Below are 24,314 nucleotides of genomic sequence, written 5' to 3'. Positions count from 1 at the left end.
TAATCATGAACCGCAAAGACTTTCTACGACAATTAGGGTTGCTGACGGGCGGGGTTGCCTTCGGGGTGAAGGGTATGCCAGTGCGGGCCTATGCCCATAGCCCGTTCATGTATGATTTGGCCGGTACGAATGGGAACATTCTGGTGCTGGTGCAGCTATCGGGCGGCAACGACGGCATGAATACGGTGGTGCCCTTCACGAATGATATTTACTACCAGAAACGCCCGACTATCGCCATTCCGAAGGATAAGGTACTCAAACTGAACAGCGAACTGGGGCTAAACCCGGCAATGGCGGCCTTTAAAGAACTGTACGATAATGCCCAGCTATCGGTCGTTTCCAACGTTGGCTACCAGTCGCCAAATCGCTCGCACTTTCGGTCGACCGACATCTGGCTGTCAGGCTCGGATGCGAACGCATACCTGGATGAAGGCTGGGTTGGCCGGTATCTGACGCATAAATTTCCGGCTTATCCGGTCACACTGCCCGAACAGCCATTAGCGGTGCAGTTGGGTTCGGTGGAGTCGATGCTGCTGCAAAGCGAGGTGGGGTCGATGGGTACGGTGTTCGATAACCCCGACGCGTTCTATCAATTAGTGCAGGGAACGAGCGCCGACACAGCCACTATCCCGAACACGGTGGCGGGCGAAGAACTCAAATTCCTGCACCAGATAGCGGCTCAGTCGATTCAATACTCCGACATTATCAAGAAGAAAGCGGACATTGGTAAAAACGCCGTTACCTATCCCAACACCAACCTGGGCAAGCAATTGGCTATCGTGGCCGACCTGATTGCCGGCGGATTGACAACACCCGTGTATTTAACCACCATTGGCGGCTTCGATACCCACGCCAACCAGGTTGTTGCTGCCGATACGACAACGGGAAGCCATGCCAACCTGCTGAAAACGGTGGCCGAGGCCATCACAGCATTTACGAAAGACCTGACGAAGCAAAACCTCGGCAATCGCGTAACGGTAATGACGTTTTCGGAGTTTGGCCGACGGCTCAATCAGAACGGCACCACCGGCACCGACCACGGCACCGCAGCGCCCCTTTTTGTGGCTGGTCAGCCGGTTCGGGGGGGCGTTGTGGGGACGGCCCCCGATTTGAAAGACCTCGACAGCAGTGGGGATATAAAATTCAAAAACGACTTCCGGCAGGTGTATACCAGCATCCTGCGCGACCACCTCGGCGTCGATGCGGCTACTACAAAAACCATTTTAGGGCGTGACTTCGAGATTCTGCCAATTTTCCGTCAGACACCGGCCTTAGAGGTTACGGAAGGTCAGGTGGCCCTAAGTCAGAATGCGCCCAATCCGTTTGCCGATGCCACCGAACTTCAGTTTTCGCTCAAACAGGCTAAAGATGTCCGGCTGAGTGTATATGATATGAAAGGGCGCGAAATCATGGTTCTGCGTGAAGGCCGGTTCGACACCGGCAACTACATTGTTCCCGTTAGTGGCGTGGGTCTGATGGCGGGCCATTATCTCTACAGCCTGCAAACCGACGAAGGACGGCAGGTGAAGCGGATGATGAAGGTTTAACTAAGAGGAGAAAAGGGAGGAGGGGGAGGAAAGGAATAGAGGGAATTCACATTTCCTTTTTCCTTTCCTCCCCCTCCTCCCTTTTCTCTCTTTTTGTTATCTTTACCCAAAAGCAACTATGGCGATGGTAGCAGTCGACAATCTGGCAGAATACCTTCTGGAGCAACTCAAGACGCAGGAGATGGTGCGCGTACTGGCTTCGGAGGCTGAGTATCTGGATATTGCCCCCGGATTTCCGGGACGGCTGGAATACCAAAATGGCGAAATAATAGCAATGAGTTTAGCAACTGCCCTTCATGAATTAGTCGTATCATTTATCAGCCGTTTACTGACGAACTATTATTTTGACAAAGATTTTTTAGTGACCAGTAGCAACGCCGGAATGCAGATTCCTCGCCCCGACGGCAGCTATTACCAGCCTGACCTGATGGTGACAAAAGGAGCCTGGCAGTTCAAAGAAGGCTCGAAATCAATCATCACGAATCCTTATTTGCTGGTCGAGGTCATGTCGCCGGGTACGCATCGGTACGATAAAGAAGACAAGTTGCCCTTGTATAAAGATGTTCCAACGTTACAATACCTGATTTATGCAGCCCAGAACCGGCCCTACCTGACCGTTTATGAGCGCACAAATCAACCCGATGTCTGGCTTAATACCGATTACAAATCCCTTGATAGTGTAGCCCAACTTGGCGATTTAGCCTTGCCGCTAAGCGAGATTTACCACAAAATTCAGTTTCCTCAAGCCTAAACCTAAAAGCCGGGCCGCCGTTGCGGTTTAAAAAACCGTTTAGGTTTACAACCTCAATGAAGCAATTCCACCAACTGCCCCCCCGCCGTCAGGAACAATTAATGGCGTTTGACCGGCTACTGACCATCATGGACGAACTGCGCGAACAGTGCCCCTGGGACCGCAAACAAACGCTGGAAAGCCTGCGCCACCTGACCATCGAAGAAACCTACGAACTCTCCGATGCCATTCTGGAAGGCGACCTGCCCGAAGTTCGTAATGAGTTGGGCGACATTCAGTTGCACTTGGTTTTCTATGCCAAAATTGCATCCGAAACCGGAACCTTCGACATGGCCGATGTGCTCAACGGCATTTGCAATAAACTCATCAGCCGCCATCCGCATGTCTACGGTGACTCGGACGGTCGCACTGTGATTGCCGAAACTGAGGAGCAGGTCAAAGCCAACTGGGAGCAGCTTAAACTCAAAGAAGGTAATAAGTCGGTGCTGGGGGGCGTGCCGGGGTCACTGCCCGCGCTGGTGAAGGCCATGCGGATTCAGGAGAAAGCACGCGGGGCCGGTTTCGACTGGGACGAAAAACAGCAGGTGTGGGAGAAAGTGGAGGAAGAGATGCAGGAATTTAAAGCTGAATTCAATGCAGAGGCCAACCAAACCATCGACCACCAGCGTGCCGAAGGTGAATTTGGTGATTTACTCTTCTCACTGGTCAACTACGCCCGCTTCATCGACATCAATCCCGAAACCGCGCTGGAACGAACCAATAAAAAATTTATCAAACGCTTTCAGTATCTGGAAGAGCAGGCCCGCGCCAACGGTAAAACACTAACCGAGATGACGCTGGCCGAAATGGACGTGTACTGGAACGAAGCGAAAGAGAGTGTATAATGAAGAATGTACAATGGATAATGAACGACGCATTCCCATCGAATCTCAAACCGTTATACATTCTTCATTAACCAGTATTCATTAATTATGCGAATAGTCTTTATTACCGACCCACATCTTGGGGCTGAAGATGAGCAGCCCGAAGGCGTTGATGTCCGGCAAAATTTCCGGAAGGCACTGGCCTATACAACCGACCTGAAGCCGAATTGTGTTGTCGTTGGTGGAGACATCTGTAACGCCACCGGCGACAGGGCCATCTATGAGTGGGCAAAGAACGAATTAGACAAACTATCGCTGCCTTACTATATCATTGCTGGCAATCACGATGATTCGCCCCTGATGGCCGATGTGTTCAGAAGAAACCAGGATCGGCATGATCGCGAATTGTATTATGCCTTGCCGCTGGAGGGCCGCCCAGCCTTGTTTTTAGACTCAGCCAAAGGTGAGTTTTCTGCTACCCAATGGACCTGGTTTGGCGAGTACATGCGGGCGCTAAAGGAGAATAACCTGCTGATATTCATGCACCACCCGCCCCTGCCCGCCGACGTAACCTTTATGGATACAAAATACCCGTTTCGGCAAAGCGACGAGTTCCTGAAACTCACTCATGATTTACCCTGCCATGTTACGGTTGTTTGTGGGCATTACCATGTTGAGAAAGTTGTGCAGCGCGGTAATCTGCTGGCCTTACTGTCGCCCTCCACATTCTACCAGATGAAACAGGATACACCCGGATTTGCCATCGATCATTACCAGATTGGGATTCGTGAAATTAACCTTACCACACACGGTACAACCAGCACGGTGCATTATATTGATCCGGACCAACCGAAAACCTAAGCGATGCAGCAGGTACTTTTACGGCGCTTCTCTTTCAATAAATCGTATTGCTACTCATCTGAAAATCAGCATTTATACGGTTGACCGATTTCGTAGTTCTTCGGTAAAAACCGGCGCGTAATCGACTGACCTTTGAGAAGTTTTCACCATAAACCAACTTCTCGAACATGGAAACTCCTAAAGACAGTAAAGGCAGCGAATTCCACGTGTTGCTGAGCGGCATGAAATTGCCCGCTAAACTCGAAAGCAAGATTGCCCTTCGAATCCAGTCTGCCGTATCGTCGGTGTTGTCGGACTATCCTAACCCCGACGATCCCGACGGCGATGATGGCCCCGCTGGCGGGGGCGGGGGTCCATTTCCCGGCGGGGGCGGTCTGCCGTATGCGGTTATCCCGTCGATTCGCTGGAAAGGCTACTGGATTAAAGCCCTCGGAAACGACTTAAAAATAAATACGGCTGAGATCGACACGCAGCAAATCCAGTTACAAAAGGGGGTTCAGGTTCATTAATCGCCATGCTAACGCCCAGCACCACCCTCTGCCCCAGCGCACGCGCCGAAGAAGGCGCATTGCTGCTGGGTGTTGTTGGCCCCGACCAGTCGGTCAGGATGCTTTCGGAGCCGGAAGTACTTACCCCCGAATTAGCCGAAGCGGTTGCCGCTATCGACGCCCCTGAACAACAGTTTCGGTTTGCGAATCGCTGTGTTAAAGCGGGCTGTAATCAGTGGCATGAGGGGCGATGTGGGGTAATTGACCTGGTGATGTCGTTCAACCGACATCTGGCGGAGCCAATTGCATTGCCTGCCTGCGCCATCCGGTCCCAGTGCCGGTGGCACAAACAAAACGGTCCTGTTGCCTGCACGGTTTGCCCCTTCATCGTGACCGACTCCGCGCAAACGAATGAGGAGCGGTTGGTGTACATCGATTTACACGCTTACGAACGAAGCGCGTAATTACGCCCTTGTTTTCGCTCGGCTCTGGCCGGGTGAAGACCAGGCAGAAGGGCCTCCGGCCCGGATTGACTAACGAGCAAATAGCGTTGATAGTCAATCCGGGCCGGAGACCCGTTAACTTTGTAACACAGACGCTGAAAGCGAATGTCGTTGACAGCCAGAACTACCGCGCCGAATAATTTGGCGCTTCTTTCTGAATGGAAATATCGTGCGGATGACTCTCGCGCGAACCGGCGGTGGTAATCTTCACAAATTTGGCTTGCTGGAGGGCCGTGATGTCGATGGCACCGCAGTAGCCCATCCCGGCTTTCAGGCCGCCCACCATCTGATACACAATCTCGGCCACTTTGCCTTTAAACGGCACCCGCCCAACGATTCCTTCCGGCACGAGTTTCTTGATGTCGTCTTCGGCATCCTGAAAATAGCGGTCTTTTGAGCCGTCTTCCATCGCTTCCACCGACCCCATGCCCCGGTAGGTCTTAAACCGGCGACCTTCATAGAGCACCACTTCGCCGGGGGCCTCTTCGGCGCCAGCCAGCAGCGAGCCAATCATCACCGTACTGGCGCCACCCGCGAGGGCTTTCGTAATGTCGCCCGAAAAGCGAATGCCACCGTCGGCAATCACCGGAACGTCGGTTCCCAGCAGCGCTTTGGCCGCTTCATAAACGGCCGTTAGCTGGGGCATCCCAATACCGGCAATGATGCGCGTGGTGCAGATGCTACCCGGCCCAACGCCCACTTTCACGGCATCGGCTCCGGCATCGGCTAACGCTTTGGCACCGTCGCCCGTCGCCACGTTTCCGGCAATGACCTGTAACTTCGGAAACTGTTGTTTGATGTTCCGAACGGCATCCAGAACACCCTTCGAATGGCCGTGTGCCGTATCGACGCTGATGACATCCACCCCCGCTTTCACCAGAGCTTCGATACGCCGGTGCAAATCCGGCGTGACACCCACAGCAGCCCCTACGCGCAGGCGACCCAGTTCGTCTTTACAAGCGTTGGGGTGGCTCTTTTTCTTCAGAATATCTTTGTAGGTAATCAGCCCCACCAACCGGTACTCGTTGTTGACGATGGGTAGTTTTTCGATGCGGTATTGTTGCAGAATACTCTCTGCTTCTTCGAGCGTTAGCCCTTCCCGCGCCGTAATGAGGTTGTTGCGGGTCATCACATCCGTAACGGGTTTGGTCATGTCGTGCTGGAAACGCAGGTCGCGGTTGGTCAGAATGCCGACTAACTTCCCCGTCTCATCCACAACCGGAATGCCGCCAATCTTGAACTCGCGCATAATTTTGAGCGCGTCGCCGAGGGTAGCGGTCTCCAGCAGCGTGATGGGATCGATAATCATCCCGCTTTCCGACCGTTTCACCTTGCGGACCTGCTCGGCCTGGGCTTCAACGCTCATGTTTTTATGGATAATACCAATGCCGCCTTCCTGCGCCATGGCGATAGCCAGCGCCGATTCGGTAACGGTGTCCATTGCCGCCGAAATAAGCGGAATGTTCAGTTGAATAGTACGGGTAAGCTGGGTTGTTGTTTGCGTATCGCGTGGGAGAACCTCCGAATAGGCAGGTAAGAGCAGTACGTCGTCGTAGGTGAGAGCCTCGTAAAGAAACTTGCTGGTATCTAAGCTCATGAGCAAATAGCCGATTTGTTATTTGCCGGATAAAAGTACGTAATGATTTACGATTTATGAAGTACGATTTACGATTTCAGGTATCCAGGCCTAAACCGTACTTCATAAATCGGAAGTCAATCCAGCGTTATATGAATCGTTTTGCCGTTATCGCCCACGCTAAACTGGCAGTCTTTAAACTTAGGGGCCGAAAATGTCGGACGGAAATTGTTGCTGAGCCCGTAAGGTTCTTTTGGAATGCCAAAGATGCCTTTATCCATTTTGCCGTTGCCATTTTCATCGTGAAAAACAGCAATGGCATACTCGCCCGGTTCAACGGAGAATGCGGCCTGAATAGTACTGCTTTGGGCATCCAGTTTTTTGCCTTCTGCCGGTTTGCCCGAAGGAAACCGACTGTCGGGCCGGAAAAGGGCAAAAAAAATAGCTCCCTGCCGGGTGCGAATGTCTTGAACCTCAACCAGTAAATTGACTTTCTGCGTTGACGTTTTCGGGTGCTTATCCGTTAAGAACAGACCCAGAATTAAGGGCAAATAGAACATAGACACTGTGTTTTTCTAAAAACGGATTTATCTTGCAGTTATGATAGCCCAACCGCCCCCCCCGCTCAAACGATGGATGACCAAACCGTTCCCCGATTCGGTGGAGCAACGAACGGCTATCGAGTCCTTAACTCAATCATTGGGCATAAGTTCATTTTTAGCGGCTTTACTGGTGCAGCGGGGCGTACATACCTACGACGCGGCCCGGTTGTTTTTTCGCCCCGAAATTACTCACCTGCACAACCCCTTCGAGATGAAGGACATGGACCGGGCCATTATGCGGCTGCAAATGGCGATGCTGCCCGAACGGGAAGAGAAAATCCTTATTTACGGCGACTATGATGTCGATGGGACAACCTCGGTGGCGCTGGTCTACGGCTTTCTGAAAAAGTATCATCCGGCCATCGATTATTACATTCCTGACCGCTATAAAGAAGGGTACGGCATTTCGCAGCAGGCGATTCAATGGGCGTTCGAGTCGGGTTTCTCGCTGATTATCGCCCTCGATTGTGGCATCAAATCCATTGAGCGCGTGGCCGAAGCAAAAGCGCTCGGCATTGATTTTATCATCTGCGACCACCACCGCCCCGGCCCTGCACTGCCCGATGCAGCCGCCGTGCTGGACCCGAAACGGGAGGACTGCCGGTATCCCTACAAAGAACTAAGCGGTTGCGGAGTGGGCTTCAAGCTGTTGCAGGCGTTTTGTCTGCATAAAGACATTGACCTGCAGCACCTCTATCCGTGTCTCGACTTAGTGGCGGTCAGTATTGCATCGGACATTGTGCCGCTCACGGGCGAGAACCGCATATTGGCCTACTATGGCTTAAAATATCTTAATGCGGCACCACGCACGGGCCTGAAAGCGTTAATCAACATAGCGGGCTTTTCGCAGGAGTTAGACATCACGAATCTGGTATTCGGGTTAGGGCCGCGTATTAATGCTGCCGGTCGGATTCAGCACGCCAAAGCTGCGGTGCAATTGCTGCTGGCCGAATCGGAAACGGAAGCCAACGCGTTTGCGATGGCTATTAATAAGCACAACAATAGCCGACGCGAATTCGACAGCAGCATTACCGAGCAGGCATTGGCCATGATTCGGGAAAGTGAACTGCTGACCCAGGCCAAAAGCACCGTGCTGTTCGATGCGGGCTGGCATAAAGGTGTAATTGGTATTGTGGCCTCGCGCTGCATCGAACATTTTTACCGCCCAACGATCATCCTGACCCAGTCGAACGATAAAGCGGCCGGGTCGGCGCGGTCGGTGCCGGGGTTCGATGTCTATGAAGCCATTGAGGAATGCGCCGATTTGCTGGAGCAGTTTGGCGGGCATACGTTTGCGGCTGGCATGACCATGTCGGTGAGCAATATCGATGCCTTCCGGCAGAAGTTTGAAGAAGTTGTGGCGCGGAAGATCAAAGAGGAACACCTGACGCCCCTAATCGATATTGATCTGCCACTCGATTTCAGCGAGGTGACCGACAAGCTGTATCGAATTGTGAGACAGATGGGTCCCTTTGGGCCACACAATATGCAGCCGACGTTTATGACCGACGATGTGTATTTGGTCAGTGAACCCATTATTATGAAGGATAAGCACCTGAAAGTTAACGTAAAGCAGGGTAGATCGGGACATACGTTGACTGCCGTTGGGTTCGGCTTTGGCCACATGGCCCACCAACTTCGGCCCGGTCGGCCCTTCTCGATTTGTTATCAGGTCGAGCAGAACTTTTACAATGGAACCGTATCGCTTCAGTTGATGCTGAAGGATGTAAGAGTTTAGTTGATAGTTGGTAGTCTATAGTCGTCATCCACTAACCGCAATGGCGGTTGGACCGTGACTATTGACTACTCACTATCGACTATTGACTAAAACAAATGATTCTTAGGACCGAAAATTTAATTAAGAAATACGGGTCGCGCTTGGTTAATAACAACGTGTCGTATCAGGTTGAAACGGGCGAAATCGTAGGGTTGCTGGGGCCGAACGGCGCGGGCAAAACCACCTCGTTCTACATGGCCGTTGGCTTGGTGAAACCCAACAGCGGCAAAGTTTTTATCGACGACAAAGACGTAACCGACCTGCCCATGTATAAACGGGCGCGGCTTGGCCTGGGTTATCTGGCGCAGGAAGCCTCGGTTTTTCGGGATCTGACCGTGGAGGAAAATGTGCTGGCGGTGCTCGAAATGAGCACTTTACCCAAAAAAGAGCAGAAGGCCAAAGTAGAAGAACTGCTCGAAGAATTCAGCCTCACGCACGTTCGCAAGAGCAAAGGCAAGGTACTCTCGGGTGGCGAACGCCGGCGCACCGAAATTGCCCGGGCACTGGCCGTAGACCCCAAGTTTATTCTTTTAGACGAACCCTTTGCGGGTGTCGACCCAATTGCGGTGGAAGACATTCAGAGTATCGTGTCCAAACTGAAACACCGCAATATTGGCATCCTCATCACCGACCACAACGTCAACGAAACCCTCTCCATCACCGACCGGGCGTATCTGCTCTTCGAGGGCAAAATTCTGAAGCAGGGCACCGCCGAAGAATTAGCCAACGACGAGCAGGTTCGGCGGCTGTATCTGGGCCAGAATTTTGAGTTGAAGCGGAAGGTGTAACGCGGACCGTCCGCGTTACATCACCCCAGCACCTCCCGCAACACCGGCAATGACTTAACCTCGCCAATAGAATCGAGGTGAATCTGATAGTAGGCCACCAGTGCATCGACCAGTTCATTGCGGCTTGACCGGGCCAGTTTGATGGGGGTTCCAAACGGCTGCCGGAGCATGATGTTCAGGGCCGTTTCCATCTCGGTATCGGGCAGAAACGGGTATGAATTCTCGCGGAGCTGGCTCTCGAACTCGCGGGCCGATTCGGGGCCGAAGCCCAGAAAAAACGATAGTTTGAGTAAAAATATGAGGTGAAAATTCTCGTAGTTCGTTCGGGCCTCTTCCAGAAACAAGACTGAATCCATCAGAAATCGGAACAGTATCGGGCTGCTGGCTTCCTCTTTCAGCACTTTGTTCAGCATCTCCGTTACGAACATGGCAATGGTCGATTTAGCGACCTCAAAAGGCAGACTTTGAAACGGGTAGCTGGTTTTAATTTCCGAAAGCCGGTGCAGGTCGCGGTCGTGTTTGTTGTAGACGACCATATCCAGCAAGGTCAGCGGCTGAAACAGGGCGATTTTATTGTTCTTGCTCCGGGCCGTGCGAACACTGTTGACAATATAGCTTTGCAGGCCGAACTCCTCCGTATAAACGCGGGCAATAATGGACGTTTCGCGGTAACGGATGTAACTGAGGGTAATACCCCGTGTTTTTTGCAGCATTTGGTAGGTGAGCAGTAGCCTACTAAGATAACTCTTTTTCGATAAAATTCCGGCAAAATGCCTTAATCTCGTCGCGAATCCGGCGGTAGTTTGCCATTACCTCATTGGGGTTTCTCATCACTTTGGAAGGGTCTTCAAAAGTCTGCTAAAGCCGATTAATTTTCCCGATCCAGTGTGGGCAGTGCGATTGCCAGTGTAAAGCACTAAAATTTGCTTCATAATCAAAGGGTTTTCTTCATGACAATTGCCGAGGACGGACAGAGGCTGCTGAACTGGCTGGTTTGCTGAAGGGTATCGGGTACGGTGGTTCGCGAGATGCGCTCGAAACCCAATCGTTCGAAGTAGCGGTCGGCGGTGGTCGTGAGCAGGTATAACTCATGAATGCCCTGGCGATGAGCTTCCTGACGAGCTACATCGCAAAGCTGTCGGGCGATGTCCTGATTACGGACGTCGGCATCGACGCAAACCGAGCGAAGCAAGCCAACATTACCATAGACCTCAATGCCAACGGAGCCGATAATCCTGTCGCCCTTGAGTGCCAGCCAAAAGTTGGGCAAACCATTCGGCAAATCATCGCCGGACAGTTGATTTCGGATCAACAGTTGCGCCAGCATAGTTAACTGGTCAGGTCGGGCAGATTGAATCTGGATAGCCATCGTCGAAAATTTTAAGTTAACAATGCGGGCAGGAACGCGAGTTTGCCTGCCCGTTTGTTGCTGGATTTAGCAGCAATCATCGCAGCACCGACCGTCGGGGGTGCAGCAGCTTTGGCGCGGGTCAATCAGGATGGCTACCCGTGCCGGATGGGCGAAGGCTTTGGTCAACTCCGCTACACGATTCTGATGATCAGTGAATATTTCTGCTTTTGTTAAGCCCATGCTGTAGACGAGGTCCTGATTCATCGTAATATTACGATGAAGTAAAATCAGATGCAAATTTTCTTTGCAAAATGTATTCTTCTTTCGCTCATGAAACTTTATAACACCAACTCCGGCATTGTCCTCGAGTTCGATAAGCAATTTTATTCTGTACCGGCTACCAATTGGGACACAGTAGTCAACCGCGACGATTTGCCCGATTTTCTACGCAATGTAATCACGTCGGCTCCCGCGTTAGACAAAGCGCAAAGCTGGATTCAAACGGGTCTCCTGGCGCCCATTGGTCGGCAGGAAGTGTGGGCGTCGGGGGTGACGTATTTGCGTAGCCGGAATGCGCGCATGGAAGAATCCAGAAAATTCGGGGGCGATACCGGGGTCGCGTCCGACTTCTACGACCGCGTTTACGATGCCGAACGTCCCGAATTGTTCTTCAAATCGACGCCTGAGCGTGTGGTAGGGCCGGGTGCCAATGTCCGTATCCGGGCCGACTCGACCTGGAACGTACCGGAGCCTGAGTTGACGCTGTTCATCACGTCATCGGGCAAAATTGTGGGCTATACCTGCGGCAACGACATGAGTTCGCGGAGTATCGAGGGCGAAAATCCGCTGTATCTGCCTCAGGCCAAAACCTACGATGGCAGTGCGGCCCTCGGCCCGTGCCTATACGTGCCCGAAACACCCATTTTGCCCGATACGCAGATCCGGCTCGAAATCATCCGCGACCATCAGGCGGCTTTCACCAATAGCATCGCCATTAACCAAATGAAGCGGCAACATACCGAACTGGTCTCGTTCCTGTTTCGCGAGTGTTCCTTCCCGAATGGTTGCTACCTGATGACTGGCACCGGTATTGTACCGTCCGACGATTTCACGCTTCGGTCCGGTGATGAAATCAGTATTACGATTGAGGGTATTGGCACGTTGATGAACGTGGTGGCGTAGGCAGGTTGTTTTTCGTAGTTTTGGCAGTAAATCGCGCTTCCTGTTATGATCACCGAACTCGCGCAACTCGACCCGAACGGCACCTACACCTACGCCGATTATCTGAAATGGCGTTTTGACGAAAGTGTGGAGCTAATAAAGGGCAAACTTTACGACAGGTCGCCTGCGCCCCGCTCAAAGCATCAGCGGATAGCCATGCGGTTGTCAGGTGAATTATACAGCAATTTCCGGGGCCTTACTTGTGAAGTTTATCCAGCTCCCTTTGACGTCAGGCTGCCCAACCCCGACTACGAGCCGGGTTTCAACAACAAGATTTACACGGTTGTTCAACCGGACATCAGCATCATCTGCGACCCCGCCAAGATCGACGAGTTTGGCTGCGTTGGCCCGCCCGACTGGATTATTGAGATTACGTCGCCTTCGACGCATAAAAAAGATTTTAACGAGAAATTTGACCTCTACGAGTCGGCGGGGGTGCGCGAGTATTGGATAGCGGTCCCAAAAAGCCAGGAGATGTACGTCTACGCGCTCGAAAATGAACGCTATACCGAACGAGAGGTATATGAACAGGGCGCTAAGGCCACATCGACGCTTTTCCCTGAACTAACCCTTGAACTGGACTGGATTTTTGGCTAAGCCCTTACGTTACGACCCGAATTCTTGCCTTCACGTCGGTCACTTTTCCCCGCAGGGTATCCAGCGAATCGTCCATGACAGTTACGTGACCCATTTTGCGGAAGGGTTTGGTGATGGCTTTGCCGTAGAAAAATGGAAAGATGCCGGGCATAGCCAGCAAATTTTCCAGCCCTTCATACACGGCCGGACCCGTGTGGCCATCTTCGCCGAGCAGATTCACCATTGCCGCTGGTTGATAGGCTGTAGTATCGCCGAGGGGATAATTCAGGATAGCCCGCCAATGCTGCTCAAACTGCGACGTAACATTGGCCCGCATGGTATGATGGCCGCTGTTGTGCGGACGCGGAGCCACCTCGTTAATTAGTACATCGCCCGTTTTCGTCAAAAACAATTCAACGGCCAGCAAACCAACAATGCCAAAGGCGTCGGCGGTTCGTCGGGCAATGGACTGCGCCTGCTGATTGATGGCTGCGGAAATTTCAGCAGGGGCAAACAGGTATTCGACCAAATTAAGTTCGGGATGAAACACCATCTCGACCGTTGGGAAGGTCTGCACCTCGCCCTGTTCATTGCGGGCAACGATAACGGCTAACTCTTTGGCATAATCAACCGCTTTTTCGAGCAAACCCGGCGCATCGAACGCTTTTCCGACGTCGGCCACCGATGCAATTTGCTGAACCCCACGACCGTCGTAGCCATCGCGGCCAAGTTTATGAAAAGCGGGGAAGAAATCAGGCTGATGAATTTGCACGAGTGCGACATCCGCCCGGTTTTCGGTTAGGATGAAGTCGGCAGTGGGCAGATTATGGTCGCGGTAGAATTGCTTCTGGAGCCGTTTGTCCTGAATAATCCGAATAACTGAGGGTTGCGGAAAAACCCGCTTCCCTTCGCGTTCGAGGGCGTCGAGGGCGTCGACGTTGACCCGCTCGATTTCAATTGTCAGCACGTCGACCGCCTGCCCGAACTGGTAAACCGTATCGTAATCAGTGAGCGAACCCTGCACGAACCGGGTGCAGAGGTGGCGGCAGGGAGCCTCCGGATCGGGGTCGAGACTATGAACGCGGAGGTTCCAGTCGATGGCGGCCTGCAGAAGCATCAGGCCAAGCTGGCCCCCGCCGAGAATACCGATGGTAGGTGTCAAAATTGTTTCAGGTTCAAGGTTCAAAGTTCAAAGTTCCGTGTTCCATGTTTGCCGACCAAACCTGAAACCTGAAACTTTGAACCTTGAACCTGAAACAGTATCAGTCCCTACGGCTAATATCCGAACCGCCCGATTCACTTTTGGCCAGTACTTTCGCCGAGCCATAGTAGTAAATATCGGAGCCGCCCGATGCCTTCATACTCAGTTCTTTGCTGGCGTTGACATACACATCGGAGCCACCCGACGAGTTGGCGTTGCAAATATCGACAGTCAGCTTGCGGGCGTCGAGGTCGGACCCGCCGGAGCCATTGGCGTTGAGCGTGCGGGCCGAACCCTGCAAAATCGTGTCGGCCCCACCCGATGCCGACACGTTTAACTCGTCGGCTTTGAGGTCTAATTTCACATCTGATCCACCCGATGCTTCCAGGTTCAGGTCGTTGAACGACAGCCTTCCCTGACCAAAAACATCGGCCCCACCCGACGCCTGCAAATTAGTTAACTGCCTGAACGTTACGTAGGCCTTCACGGAATTGTTGCGGCCAAAATTCCAGCCACTGAATCCTTTACGCTCAATGTAGAGTTCCAGCGTACCGTTTTTCACCCTCGAAATAACCTGGTCTTCATCGACGCCTTTAGCTTCGAGGGTTAGTTTTTCCGAATTACCCTGCGTCAGATAAACGTCGATACCACTGCTGACGCTCAGGCCACTAAAGCCCGAAACGGTGCGGTCTTTTTTCCAGTCGTCGCTGGCTGTATTCATCCCGGCTGTCAGCAAAATAACCGATAAGGCAAGTACTTTCATTGGTAAAGGAGGTTTTTAGAAGTTGTGCTTTTTGTAGAAGATGTAAAAAACGTCTGTCACGTTGCACGCGAAACCGAAAAAGGTGTCCGGTTTCAACGGTAACTTTGTCCGGTAACGGACGTTGTCGTTACATAATTTGCTGGTAAAATTCTGTAAATCAGCGGGGTATGAATCTGGCACGACACTTGAACCATTACAGGAAAGCGTTTAAGTCTAACTGGAGTGGTTTCAAAAACGACGGATTTTCGGTTAACCAGCCTGTATCTTTACGGTGCTGATGCCTATTGGCAAGGTACTGTCTGAAACCTGCCTGGTCAGAATAGCTTGACTAAACTAAAACCAGTTCAAAAGTAACCAATTATGATTCAACTCCGCAACGTCTCGAAGTTCTACCCCGCCGGGTTTGGCCGGGTATATGTGTTGCGTAATATCAACCTCGACATCGTTCAGGGCGAGTTCGTATCCATCATGGGGCCATCGGGGTCGGGCAAGTCTACGTTGCTGCACATTCTGGGTTTGCTCGAAGAACCATCCGAAGGCGAGTACCTGTTCGACGACCAGCCCGTGCAGAAACTGTCGGAAAAACGGCGCACTGAACTCCATCGGACACGCATCGGCTTCGTGTTTCAGGCCTATCACCTGATTGACGAGCTGACCGTTTATGAAAACATCGAAACGCCGTTGCTGTATAAGGGCCTGGGTGGGTCGGAACGGAAGAGCCGCGTGGCCGAACTCCTCGACCGCTTTAATATGGTGGCCAAAAAAGATTTGTTTCCGGCGCAGTTGTCGGGCGGGCAGCAGCAGTTGGTGGGTATTGCGCGGGCGCTGGCAGCCCAGCCGAGCGTTATTTTTGCCGATGAACCAACCGGTAATCTGCACTCCGACCAGGCCCGCGACATTATGGAACTATTCCGTGAACTGAACCAGAAAGACGGCGTGACGATTGTGCAGGTGACACACTCCGAAATCAACGCCGAATATGGCTCGCGGGTGGTGCGGCTGAAAGATGGCTGGCTGGAAGACTCAGCCGTGAAACTGAGCGAAGAGGGCGTTAAGTAACGGTTCGGCAACGGCTGGCGGGTTCAAACGCTGGTCGTTTAGCTGACGAAACCACTGAATGCCCATCACGTTCGCACAAAAAACAATTTCGGCCTGGGCCAAGGCATCGGGTTGGTATGTTCCTTCGTAAACGATAATGCCTGCCGGTGGAGCCAGTTTGAGCAGTTGCTGGCGGAGAATACCATTGATGCAACCCGTCTGGAGCGAGGGTGTGTAGAGGGATTTATCGGCATACCAGAACAGATTCGACGCGAGGCATTCGGCCATGTTCCCGTTTGTATCCAGCAGAATGACATCATCAAATCCATGCTGGTTTTTATAAAGACCAGCCAGCACGTAGGGGAGGGCATTAATGGTTTTAACTGCCGAAACTGGCGAAGGCGACAACCGGAACGCATCGTAAAAACCAAGCCGGGCTTTCTCCATTACTGAAAAGGGGGCAGTGGGCTGGGCTGTAATCAGCACATTAGCCTTGTTTGTGGTGGGCGTATACAGCCCGCCCGCCTGCCGCCACACCTGAATTTTTAGCCGGGCGGGCTGATCGGCAAGGCCATTGGCCGAAAGGAGTTGCAGCAGCGTCTGATGAACCGTTTCCGCATTGAACCCATCCGGCAAATTTAGCTGTAGAGCCGCCAGTGCGGCCGAGAGCCGGGCGAAATGGTCGGGCCAGAACCAAACCCGCCCGGTTGCGTATCGAATGGTTTCAAAAAAACCATCGCCGTACTGAAATGCCCGGTCGTTTATCGACAGATGAAAATCAGTTTCGAAAAGTACATCCGAATTATAAACCAGAAACATGCTTAGTTTGTGCCGTTTATCCTAAAACGATAGCCGTGCCGAAGGTAAGTTTGTAACATTGAACCAGCAAAATTATGTGTATGCAAGTGGCGTTGAAACAAATGCGGGTCGGTATGGCCCTATTGCTAACGACAGGTTTGTCGGGCCTATACGCGCAAACGACACCAGGACAGACCAACGCTTCGGCGGCAGTGTCGCCCGGTAGTGTAGTGGCCAGTGCATCGTCGCGGCTGAATCTACAGCAATGTATCGACATTGCCCAACAGAACAACCTTCAGATTCGGCAGGGGCAATTGACGGTTGCCAACAGCGATTTGCAACTGCGTCAGTCGCGGTTGAACCTGTTGCCCACAACGAGTTTTCAGGCAAACCAATCCGTCAACGGTGGGCGCAGCATCAACCCCCAATCCAACGCATTCGTTCAGCGAACCGTCAATGCCAGCAGTTTTCAACTCAATGCCTCGGCTATACTGTACAACGGTGGGGTATTACGCAGCACCGTGCAGCAGAATGAACTGTCGCTTCAGGCAGGCCAGCAGGAACTGAGTGCGACGAAGAACAATGTATCGTTGAGTGTGGCGCAGCAATACCTGAACGTGCTGACCGGCGCCGAGCAGTTAGCTATTGCCCAGCGACAGGCCGACGTAACACGGGCGCAACTCGACCGAACCCAGCGGTTAGTCAATGCCGGGTCGGCTCCCGAAGCCAATTTATTTGAGTTACGGGCTACGTTAGCCGGTAATGATCTTGATATTGTGAATGCCCAGAATACGCTCGACCTGGCAAAAGTAGCCTTGCTTCAAGCCATGAATGTGCCTATCAACCAGGATTTCGATGTTGAACAAATCAACGTTCCCGATCCGGGTCTCGATCCCTACACCGCCAACGTGCAGCAATTGTTTGATGTGGCCTCGACCAACCTGCCGGAAATTAAAGGGTCCGACCTGCGCGTGAAAGCTGCCACGGCTGGTGTTCAGGTCGCGAAAGGCGGACTTTATCCAACTTTATCGTTGAATGGAGGTCTGAGTACGATCTACTCCAGTGCTGCCAGCGAACCGTTTCAAACGGGTACTGTTCAGCAGACGGTAGGCTTTTTTACTGACCCCAACGGCAACCAGTACCCGATTACGGCTCCTTCACCAACCTTCGACCTCCGAAACATCGGGTATGGTACGCAGTTGGGGAACAACTTCAGCCAGTCGGTTTCTCTATTTTTGCGCGTTCCTATTTTTCAGGGTAACTTGTCGCGGAATCGAATCACAACGGCCAGAATTCAGCAGCAGAACGCCGAACTGGGCGCTCTGAATACGCGCCTGACACTGCGTCAGCAGATTGAAACGGCATACACCAGTATGCGGGCTGGCGCAAACCGGTACCGGGCAACCCAGGCGCAGGTGGCATCGCTGGAGCGGGCTTTTCAGGTGGCCGAAAGCCGGTTAAACGCCGGGGCCATCAATGCAACCGATTACAGCATCGCTAAAACCAACCTCGACCGCGCCCGCGCCAGTCTGATTCAGGCCAAGTATGATTACATATTTCGCACAAAAATTTTAGATTTTTACCAGAACAAACCGCTTAGTTTCAATTAATGAGTGAATGAGTGATTGAATGAATGAGTGAATAAAAACAGTCTACTCATTCATTCGCTCATTCGCTCAATCACTCATTCACAATTATGAAGAAGAAGTCGAACCGCATTTGGTGGATATTGGGAGGATTGGTTATCTTAATCGTGGGGGGCTTAGTGGCTGCCAAACAAACCGGCATGATTGGCAAGCCCAAGTCGACCGAAGTGGATTTTGCAACCGTTATGCGTACCAATATTACTGAACGGGTTAGTGGGTCGGGGCGGGTGCAGCCTCAGGTTGAAGTGAAAATCAGTCCCGACGTATCGGGTGAAATTATTGGCCTGTACGTCAATGAAGGCGACCCCGTTAAGGCGGGTCAGTTGTTGTGCCGGATTCGCCCCGACAACTACGAGTCGATGATGGCGCGGGCGCGGGCAACGGTCAACCAGAGCCGGGCCCAGTTAGAGCAATCAAAGGCGTCGGTGGCGCAGTCAGGGGCGCGATTGATTCGGGCTAAATCGGACTACGAACGCAATCGTAAGTTGTTTGCCGATAAAGTCATTTCGGCGGCTGATTTAGAAACCAGCGAAGCCAATTATAATGTAGGCCGGCAGGAAGTTGAAGCGGCTAAGGCCAATGTCAGAGCGGCTCAGTTTAACATTCAGAGTGCCGAAGCCAGCCTGCGCGATGCCAGCGAGAACCTGCGTAAAACCACCATCTATTGCCCCGTGAATGGTACCGTCTCGAAACTAAATATCGAGATGGGCGAACGCGTTGTGGGTACCTCGCAGATGGCCGGTACGGAAATTATGCGGATTGCCAACCTGCAAAATATGGAAGTGCGGATTAACGTCAACGAGAACGACATTGTTCGGGTGAACCTGGGCGATACGGCCGATATTGAAGTCGATTCATACACCACTGCCGGACGGAAATTTAAAGGCGTTGTTTATGAAATAGCCAATACGGCCAATGGCCTGGCCAGTTCCTCGGGGGCGGCTGCTTCCCTGTCGACCGATGCCGTTACTGAGTTTGAGGTAAAAGTGAAAATTCTGAACAGCTCTTACGCAGATTTACTGGCCCAGAAAGATAAAAAAGGGTATCCCTTTAAGCCGGGCATGACGGCCTCGGTTGAGATTATAACAGACCGGAAATCGAATGTACTGGCTGTGCCAATTGCTGCCGTGACCACCCGTGGAGCCGACTCGACTGCTGTCGATACGGAAAAAATGAAGGATAACAGCAACGGCACCGTTGAGGAAAAACCCATCAGTCAGGCCGATAAGAAAGATAAACCCAAAGAGATTGTTTTTGTGAATGTGGGTGGCAAAGCCACGCAGCGCGACGTAAAAACGGGCATCAGCGATTTTGAAAATATCGAGATTTTAGCGGGCCTAAAACCGGGTGAGCAAATAATTTCGGGCCCCTTTATTGCCGTATCGAAAAGACTCAAAAACGGCGAACTCGTAACTAAGCGCGACCCAAACAAGACCAAGAAGAAAGAAGAGAAAGAGGTCGAATAACCACATAAATTCTATGCACGGAAACGCCCACGCCTTATTAGTAGGCGTGGGCGTTTCCGTGCATACAGGACGTTAGTATAAGGTAGGTTAAGATTGACGCGATAATGATCTTAGGACTTTCGCTTAAAAGATGATTGCTGGTATTCGGGGACTGGCCAATTCCAGACTCAAGTAGTCGGAAAACAGATTGGTGCGAACTCGGCAGACTGTCTCACTAACTTGCTTGGCGTATACTGTCAAGGCTACTACCAGTACCCCATTCGTTCCCCAAACGATGGATTGTCGAGCCGGTCCGCCGGTGCGGAACATTTGGGTGGTGGGCCTGTCCCCGTCGGTTAGCCAAAGACGACAAAGTCAAAAAGTCTCACGCTGAGACCGTTATTTACTGGATGATGATATTCGACTCATGTTTAGAAAAATTCGTGGAACCCAATCTTAAACATACTCTAAGGGCAATTTGATACGGGGTTTCAGTAGACACAAAAACCGTAGTGAATTGTAAACTAAACCGCCGATTTGATTAAGACAAAATTCCTTAATCTGGGCATACGCTTACAGCTTATAAATTCTTTCTTTTTAGCTCACTGACGGCAAAATCAGCGGCTCGAGCCGTAAGGGCCATAAACGTGAGCGAAGGGTTCTGGCAGGCAATCGACGCAAAAGAAGCTCCATCTGTAACGAATACGTTCTTAGCTGTCCAGAGTTGGTTATTGGCGTTGAGCATCGAGGTTTTCGGGTCGCGCCCCATGCGCGCCCCGCCCGTTTCGTGAACGGCCCCGCCGGGTGTCGAGTGATTGTTGTACGTGCTGATGTTTTTCAGGCCGGCGGCTTCAAGCATTTCGGCAGCATCGTTCATCATATCCTTCTGCATGAGATGCTCGTTTTCGCGAAATCTTACGTCGAAAATCAACGTCGGTAGTCCCCATTTGTCGAGTCGATCCCGGTTGAGGGTAACCTGGTTATCTTCGTAGGGTAAACACTCGGCGAACCCCATAATGCCCATGTTCCATGGGCCGGGCTGAGTGGCTTGTTCCTTCAAATCGGCGCCAAAGTTGGACGCAACCCCGGCCGCTTCAGCAATGAGACGTTGCCAGCCCGACCGGGATGCACCACCCTGATAACCAAAGCCACGCAGATACTCCCGCTTATCGGTGCCGATATTTCGATACCGGGGAATGTAAATGCCATTCGCCCGGCGACCATAGTAATACTTATCGTCGAATCCCAGCCCATCGGCCTGGGCATTGGCTCCCGCCTGAAAATGGTGGTCCATGATGTATTTGCCCAACGTACCGCTATCGTTGCCAAATCCGTTTGGGAAACGACTGGACACCGAGTTGAGCAGAATAAAATTCGTGGCCATCGCCGACGCATTCAGGAAGATAATCCGGGCATAATACTCCGTTGTTTGATGAGTCTTGGAATCAATAACCCGAACGCCCAGGGCTCGGTTGCTTTTCTCGTCGTACAACACCTCCGAGACAATACTATCGGGCCGGACGGTGAGTCGGTTGGTTTGGCGGGCGGCTGGCAACGTAGCGGATAATGTACTGAAATATCCGCCGTAGGGACAGCCCTGGGCGCATTTGTTTCGGTATTGACACGGGGCTCGACCCACGGATGTATGCACCGGATTCGCTTTCGACAGATTTGCCGTTCGGCCTATGGTGAGCACGCGGTTCATCTTGGTTTTCAATCGCTCGCGAACGTGTTGCTCCACACAATTCAACTCCATGGGCGGCAAAAATTCACCGTCGGGCAACTGCGTAAGTCCTTCTTTATTGCCCGAAATTCCCGCAAAACGCTCGACGTAACTGTACCAGGGAGCCAGGTCTTTATACCGTATCGGCCAGTCGGCGCCGAAGCCATCACGGGCGTTGGATTCAAAATCCATCTCGCTGAACCGGTAGCTCTGCCGCCCCCACATAATTGACTTACCGCCCAGTACGTCAGGGCGATACCACGCAAACGGATGAATTTCTTTGTAAGGCGCGTTCCGATCGTCGAATGAAAAATCGCCGTTTTGTTCGTTGTACGGGCGGACACGAAAATCAGGCTCCTCTTTTTCGGTAGGCAAAACGTTACGTCCTCGATGTGCAAACTCCCAGGGGGCTTTCAACGCAGTAGTGTAACCCGTTACGTGCTGAAGGTCACGGCCCCGTTCGAGCATCAGCACGCGGAGCCCTTTTTGGGTGAGTTCTTTAGCCGCCCAGCCACCACTAACGCCCGACCCCACAACAATGGCATCGAACGTATTACCAGCCTGTGCTTTTAAATTTAGGTTCATAAGGGTAAGGAGTAGGGGGTTGCCGGTTTCGATACGTCGAATCCGTAGTTAGTGAAGGCAGGCCTGTCAATGTGACCCCACAAAAAAAGACATATCACAGTCTATTTTACCTATTTGGAAAAGCAAGGAAAATGAGAACGTAGCACAGGCGGAAGCAGACTAATCAGGCGTTACATTCAAAAGGATAGTCTATTTAGACGACCAGGTAAGACCGTTTGTGAAATGAGTCATGTTAGTAGAGGGGTGACATTATTGGCTTACGGGTCCGTTGGAGTTGAATCCATTTGGTAAATATGGACTCGAACGACAACGTCAATCAGTTTTAGGGTAGAATTTTTCCAGTATATTGATTATAAAATCAGCGAATGTTTTTCGCTCTCATATTTTGTACTTTTCATAGTTAGCGTTCAGAAAAGTAACCTTTTTGTGAACGTTTTCAGGCTCATAAAGTAAAAGGCAGCATTAGCCAATTTACTACAATGATAGTTCACTGATAGAAGTCTTTAACTGACCGAAACCGGCCAGTTGAGGTAGGAGGGGAAGTGTACGGTAATAAATACAAATGTCACCTAATGAAAACGCTACTCAGTATTCACCAGAAGCTTAACAAGGGATTTAGAGCCGATTTCCTGCCCAAATGACGTTTACCAGAACTGTGCTTCCACAAACACTTGACTCATGACGTTGGTTAGGAAAGTCAAGCAAACACGGGCGATACGTCCTGGTAGATTCGCACTGAGTCAACCAGGCCCGCTTCGTTTAGATCAGTGAAGGCCACGGCGTGTACAGTCGCTTTTTGGCCATCCTGACGAACGTAATGATTAAGCGCTTCCAGCACGTAGTTTTTATCCGAGCCGTAGATGTTTGTCAGGTCGTGTTCGATACTGGCAAACGACTGCCAATACTGTCCCAAACCCTCTAAAACGGCTTGCTTTCCTCCCTGCATGGGTGGATCGTTGTTGAACTGCACCATCACATTGTCGGCTAAGAAATGGCCATAGGCTACAACGTCGCGGTTGTCCATCGCTTGTAGGTAGGCCAGGTAACGTTCATAAGCGTCGGCGGTGAGTTGGTTGATGCGAAGATTACTGGTGATCATGGCTGTGCGCGTTTTGGTTGTTTGAACTTGACAAAACTACGCCAGTCGGCAAGGTAGGTGATAGGATAATTTACGGCTTTACTGGTAGTTTTTGCGAATGAGCTATCCGCGGTACGCCACTGGAGTCAGGCCTGTTTTACGGCGAAACAACCGCGTGAAATAGGAAGGGTCATCATAGCCAAGCCAATATACAACCTCTTTGATGCTCATAGCCGTTTGTTTAAGCAGGCCCTTGGCTTCAAACAGGACAAACTCGTCAATGCTTTGCTTAGCCGATTGGCCCGTCTCTTGCTTCAATACTTCAGATAAGTGTTTAGCTGACACGTTCAACTGACGGGCGTAGAAGCTAACCTCTTTCTGCTGTTGGAAATGAGTGTGCACTAACTGGGTGAATTGCTGAACTAACAGGTGGTTCCAACTCGCCGAAGCCCTGTCGGCGTGCAGTACGTCTGTGTACAATCCATTGATGTGCTCCAGGAGGGCAAACATCAGCCCCGCCGAGATACTGGGATGAGCAATGTAGTGTTGCAATGGCCTCATCAAGTCATTAACCTGTGCGTATTGCTCATCCGATAAATGCAGAACATGCTGAGCACCAGGTCGGAAAAAGGGGTAGTCGAGTAAGAAGTTATTGTAAAACGGCGGCCCAAACAAGTCCGGGGTGAAAAAGAACGTTGTGTTTCTGACCTTCCAGTTGTTCTCCAGCCACAGGCGGGTGATACCCGGGCCAATAAGGGTGAGTGCTCGCCGGGGCACGTCAAAGTCGCGAATACCGATCCGAATCCGGCATTGATCTTCATGCATGAGCCCAAAAGCGTAGAAGTAACTCCGATAGGGAAATGCAATGTGACCCGCTTTGGCAAAGTCGGTTTCCGTGGCCAGGTACACGTGTCGGTCAAGTTGATGAACGCCAACAACTTGTTGCAAGAACTGGTGAAACGCAAAGTTGAATGGTGTCTGCTGGACCATAGGGCTTGTAGCTATTGCAAAAGTAACTAATTGAGGACTTGGTTGGCTTTTAACCTATGCAAGGCTATCGTATAGTCCAAACTTTCCTGGTGAAACTAATGCCACTTCACCACGTTTACCCGTGGACTTACACTGGTAAAGTG

23 protein-coding genes and 1 pseudogene are annotated in these 24,314 nt (G+C 51.7%); 13 read left to right on the top strand and 11 right to left on the bottom strand.

What is annotated here, in order from left to right; all coding sequences use genetic code 11:
- The first annotated feature begins 5 nt into the window (after nucleotides 1–5).
- The 6 genes from ACYVI1_RS25455 to ACYVI1_RS25430 all read left to right on the top strand — a co-directional run bounded on the left by ACYVI1_RS25455 (nucleotide 6) and on the right by ACYVI1_RS25430 (nucleotide 4,974).
- Nucleotides 6–1,547, top strand: coding sequence for a DUF1501 domain-containing protein (locus ACYVI1_RS25455; RefSeq protein WP_460913748.1), 1,542 nt, complete (start codon nucleotides 6–8; stop codon nucleotides 1,545–1,547).
- A 118-nt stretch (nucleotides 1,548–1,665) separates the two neighbouring features.
- Nucleotides 1,666–2,298 carry a Uma2 family endonuclease gene (locus tag ACYVI1_RS25450; protein WP_460913746.1) on the top strand — a complete coding sequence of 211 codons (633 nt, stop codon included), beginning with the start codon at nucleotides 1,666–1,668 and terminating at the stop codon, nucleotides 2,296–2,298.
- Between the two features lie 56 nt (nucleotides 2,299–2,354).
- Nucleotides 2,355–3,182 (top strand): nucleoside triphosphate pyrophosphohydrolase, encoded by an 828-nt coding sequence (mazG, locus tag ACYVI1_RS25445; protein ID WP_460913744.1) that lies wholly within the window; start codon nucleotides 2,355–2,357, stop codon nucleotides 3,180–3,182.
- A gap of 87 nt (nucleotides 3,183–3,269) precedes the next feature.
- Nucleotides 3,270–4,022 carry a metallophosphoesterase family protein gene (locus tag ACYVI1_RS25440; RefSeq protein WP_460913742.1) on the top strand — a complete coding sequence of 251 codons (753 nt, stop codon included), beginning with the start codon at nucleotides 3,270–3,272 and terminating at the stop codon, nucleotides 4,020–4,022.
- 167 nt (nucleotides 4,023–4,189) lie between these two features.
- Nucleotides 4,190–4,531, top strand: coding sequence for a hypothetical protein (locus tag ACYVI1_RS25435; RefSeq protein ID WP_460913741.1), 342 nt, complete (start codon nucleotides 4,190–4,192; stop codon nucleotides 4,529–4,531).
- Nucleotides 4,532–4,536: 5 nt separating this feature from the next.
- Entirely contained in the window at nucleotides 4,537–4,974 is a 438-nt protein-coding gene (locus ACYVI1_RS25430; protein ID WP_460913740.1) for a hypothetical protein, read from the top strand.
- A 163-nt stretch (nucleotides 4,975–5,137) separates the two neighbouring features.
- On the opposite strand, the gene guaB is transcribed toward ACYVI1_RS25430, so the two are convergent.
- Nucleotides 5,138–6,610 (bottom strand): IMP dehydrogenase, encoded by a 1,473-nt coding sequence (gene guaB, locus ACYVI1_RS25425; RefSeq protein WP_460913739.1) that lies wholly within the window; start codon nucleotides 6,608–6,610, stop codon nucleotides 5,138–5,140.
- A gap of 116 nt (nucleotides 6,611–6,726) precedes the next feature.
- Nucleotides 6,727–7,149 carry a DUF2141 domain-containing protein gene (locus tag ACYVI1_RS25420; protein ID WP_460913738.1) on the bottom strand — a complete coding sequence of 141 codons (423 nt, stop codon included), beginning with the start codon at nucleotides 7,147–7,149 and terminating at the stop codon, nucleotides 6,727–6,729.
- A gap of 40 nt (nucleotides 7,150–7,189) precedes the next feature.
- On the opposite strand from ACYVI1_RS25420, the gene recJ reads away from it, so the two are divergent.
- Complete coding sequence (recJ, locus tag ACYVI1_RS25415) at nucleotides 7,190–8,929, top strand: single-stranded-DNA-specific exonuclease RecJ (RefSeq protein ID WP_460913736.1); 1,740 nt, start codon at nucleotides 7,190–7,192, stop codon at nucleotides 8,927–8,929.
- Nucleotides 8,930–9,024: 95 nt separating this feature from the next.
- The gene (gene lptB / locus ACYVI1_RS25410) at nucleotides 9,025–9,756 is read left to right on the top strand and encodes an LPS export ABC transporter ATP-binding protein (protein WP_460913734.1); all 732 of its coding nucleotides are present in this window, start codon (nucleotides 9,025–9,027) and stop codon (nucleotides 9,754–9,756) included.
- 20 nt (nucleotides 9,757–9,776) lie between these two features.
- Here lptB and recO read toward each other — a convergent pair whose 3' ends face one another.
- The 3 genes and pseudogenes from recO to ACYVI1_RS25395 all read right to left on the bottom strand — a co-directional run.
- Nucleotides 9,777–10,469 carry a DNA repair protein RecO gene (gene recO / locus ACYVI1_RS25405; protein WP_460913732.1) on the bottom strand — a complete coding sequence of 231 codons (693 nt, stop codon included), beginning with the start codon at nucleotides 10,467–10,469 and terminating at the stop codon, nucleotides 9,777–9,779.
- Nucleotides 10,470–10,690: 221 nt separating this feature from the next.
- The gene (gene arsN2, locus ACYVI1_RS25400) at nucleotides 10,691–11,125 is read right to left on the bottom strand and encodes an arsenic resistance N-acetyltransferase ArsN2 (protein WP_460913731.1); all 435 of its coding nucleotides are present in this window, start codon (nucleotides 11,123–11,125) and stop codon (nucleotides 10,691–10,693) included.
- 93 nt (nucleotides 11,126–11,218) lie between these two features.
- Nucleotides 11,219–11,347: pseudogene (locus ACYVI1_RS25395) on the bottom strand (transcriptional regulator); the annotation flags it as partial.
- A 90-nt stretch (nucleotides 11,348–11,437) separates the two neighbouring features.
- Between ACYVI1_RS25395 and ACYVI1_RS25390 the strand changes: the two are divergent.
- Together ACYVI1_RS25390 and ACYVI1_RS25385 are read left to right on the top strand one after the other, a co-directional pair.
- On the top strand, nucleotides 11,438–12,289 hold the full coding sequence (locus ACYVI1_RS25390; RefSeq protein ID WP_460913730.1) for a fumarylacetoacetate hydrolase family protein: 852 nt from the start codon (nucleotides 11,438–11,440) through the stop codon (nucleotides 12,287–12,289).
- Between the two features lie 45 nt (nucleotides 12,290–12,334).
- On the top strand, nucleotides 12,335–12,925 hold the full coding sequence (locus tag ACYVI1_RS25385) for a Uma2 family endonuclease (RefSeq protein ID WP_460913729.1): 591 nt from the start codon (nucleotides 12,335–12,337) through the stop codon (nucleotides 12,923–12,925).
- A 4-nt stretch (nucleotides 12,926–12,929) separates the two neighbouring features.
- Here ACYVI1_RS25385 and ACYVI1_RS25380 read toward each other — a convergent pair whose 3' ends face one another.
- Together ACYVI1_RS25380 and ACYVI1_RS25375 are read right to left on the bottom strand one after the other, a co-directional pair.
- Complete coding sequence (locus ACYVI1_RS25380) at nucleotides 12,930–14,066, bottom strand: 5-(carboxyamino)imidazole ribonucleotide synthase (RefSeq protein WP_460913727.1); 1,137 nt, start codon at nucleotides 14,064–14,066, stop codon at nucleotides 12,930–12,932.
- 100 nt (nucleotides 14,067–14,166) lie between these two features.
- On the bottom strand, nucleotides 14,167–14,868 hold the full coding sequence (locus ACYVI1_RS25375; protein ID WP_460913726.1) for a head GIN domain-containing protein: 702 nt from the start codon (nucleotides 14,866–14,868) through the stop codon (nucleotides 14,167–14,169).
- A 360-nt stretch (nucleotides 14,869–15,228) separates the two neighbouring features.
- Between ACYVI1_RS25375 and ACYVI1_RS25370 the strand changes: the two genes are divergently transcribed.
- Nucleotides 15,229–15,927, top strand: a complete 699-nt coding sequence (locus tag ACYVI1_RS25370) for an ABC transporter ATP-binding protein (protein ID WP_460913724.1) — start codon at nucleotides 15,229–15,231, stop codon at nucleotides 15,925–15,927.
- Here ACYVI1_RS25370 and ACYVI1_RS25365 read toward each other — a convergent pair.
- Complete coding sequence (locus ACYVI1_RS25365) at nucleotides 15,892–16,725, bottom strand: aminotransferase class IV (protein ID WP_460913723.1); 834 nt, start codon at nucleotides 16,723–16,725, stop codon at nucleotides 15,892–15,894. The genes ACYVI1_RS25370 and ACYVI1_RS25365 overlap by 36 nt on opposite strands.
- A 74-nt stretch (nucleotides 16,726–16,799) precedes the next feature.
- Here ACYVI1_RS25365 and ACYVI1_RS25360 point away from each other — a divergent pair, with 74 nt between their 5' ends.
- Both ACYVI1_RS25360 and ACYVI1_RS25355 read left to right on the top strand, forming a co-directional pair.
- On the top strand, nucleotides 16,800–18,314 hold the full coding sequence (locus ACYVI1_RS25360; RefSeq protein ID WP_460913722.1) for a TolC family protein: 1,515 nt from the start codon (nucleotides 16,800–16,802) through the stop codon (nucleotides 18,312–18,314).
- Nucleotides 18,315–18,400: 86 nt separating this feature from the next.
- Nucleotides 18,401–19,816: an efflux RND transporter periplasmic adaptor subunit gene (locus ACYVI1_RS25355; protein WP_460913719.1), complete on the top strand. Its 1,416-nt coding sequence runs from the start codon at nucleotides 18,401–18,403 to the stop codon at nucleotides 19,814–19,816.
- 559 nt (nucleotides 19,817–20,375) lie between these two features.
- Here ACYVI1_RS25355 and ACYVI1_RS25350 read toward each other — a convergent pair.
- The 3 genes from ACYVI1_RS25350 to ACYVI1_RS25340 form a co-directional block, all read right to left on the bottom strand.
- Nucleotides 20,376–22,103, bottom strand: coding sequence for a GMC oxidoreductase (locus tag ACYVI1_RS25350; RefSeq protein WP_460913718.1), 1,728 nt, complete (start codon nucleotides 22,101–22,103; stop codon nucleotides 20,376–20,378).
- Between the two features lie 697 nt (nucleotides 22,104–22,800).
- Nucleotides 22,801–23,202 carry a nuclear transport factor 2 family protein gene (locus tag ACYVI1_RS25345; RefSeq protein ID WP_460913716.1) on the bottom strand — a complete coding sequence of 134 codons (402 nt, stop codon included), beginning with the start codon at nucleotides 23,200–23,202 and terminating at the stop codon, nucleotides 22,801–22,803.
- 102 nt (nucleotides 23,203–23,304) lie between these two features.
- On the bottom strand, nucleotides 23,305–24,171 hold the full coding sequence (locus ACYVI1_RS25340) for a helix-turn-helix domain-containing protein (RefSeq protein WP_460913715.1): 867 nt from the start codon (nucleotides 24,169–24,171) through the stop codon (nucleotides 23,305–23,307).
- Nucleotides 24,172–24,314 lie beyond the last annotated feature (143 nt).

This window comes from Spirosoma areae (genome assembly GCF_054781775.1).
Note: the sequence above shows the minus strand (reverse complement) of the source record. Positions and strands in the feature narration are given on the sequence as shown.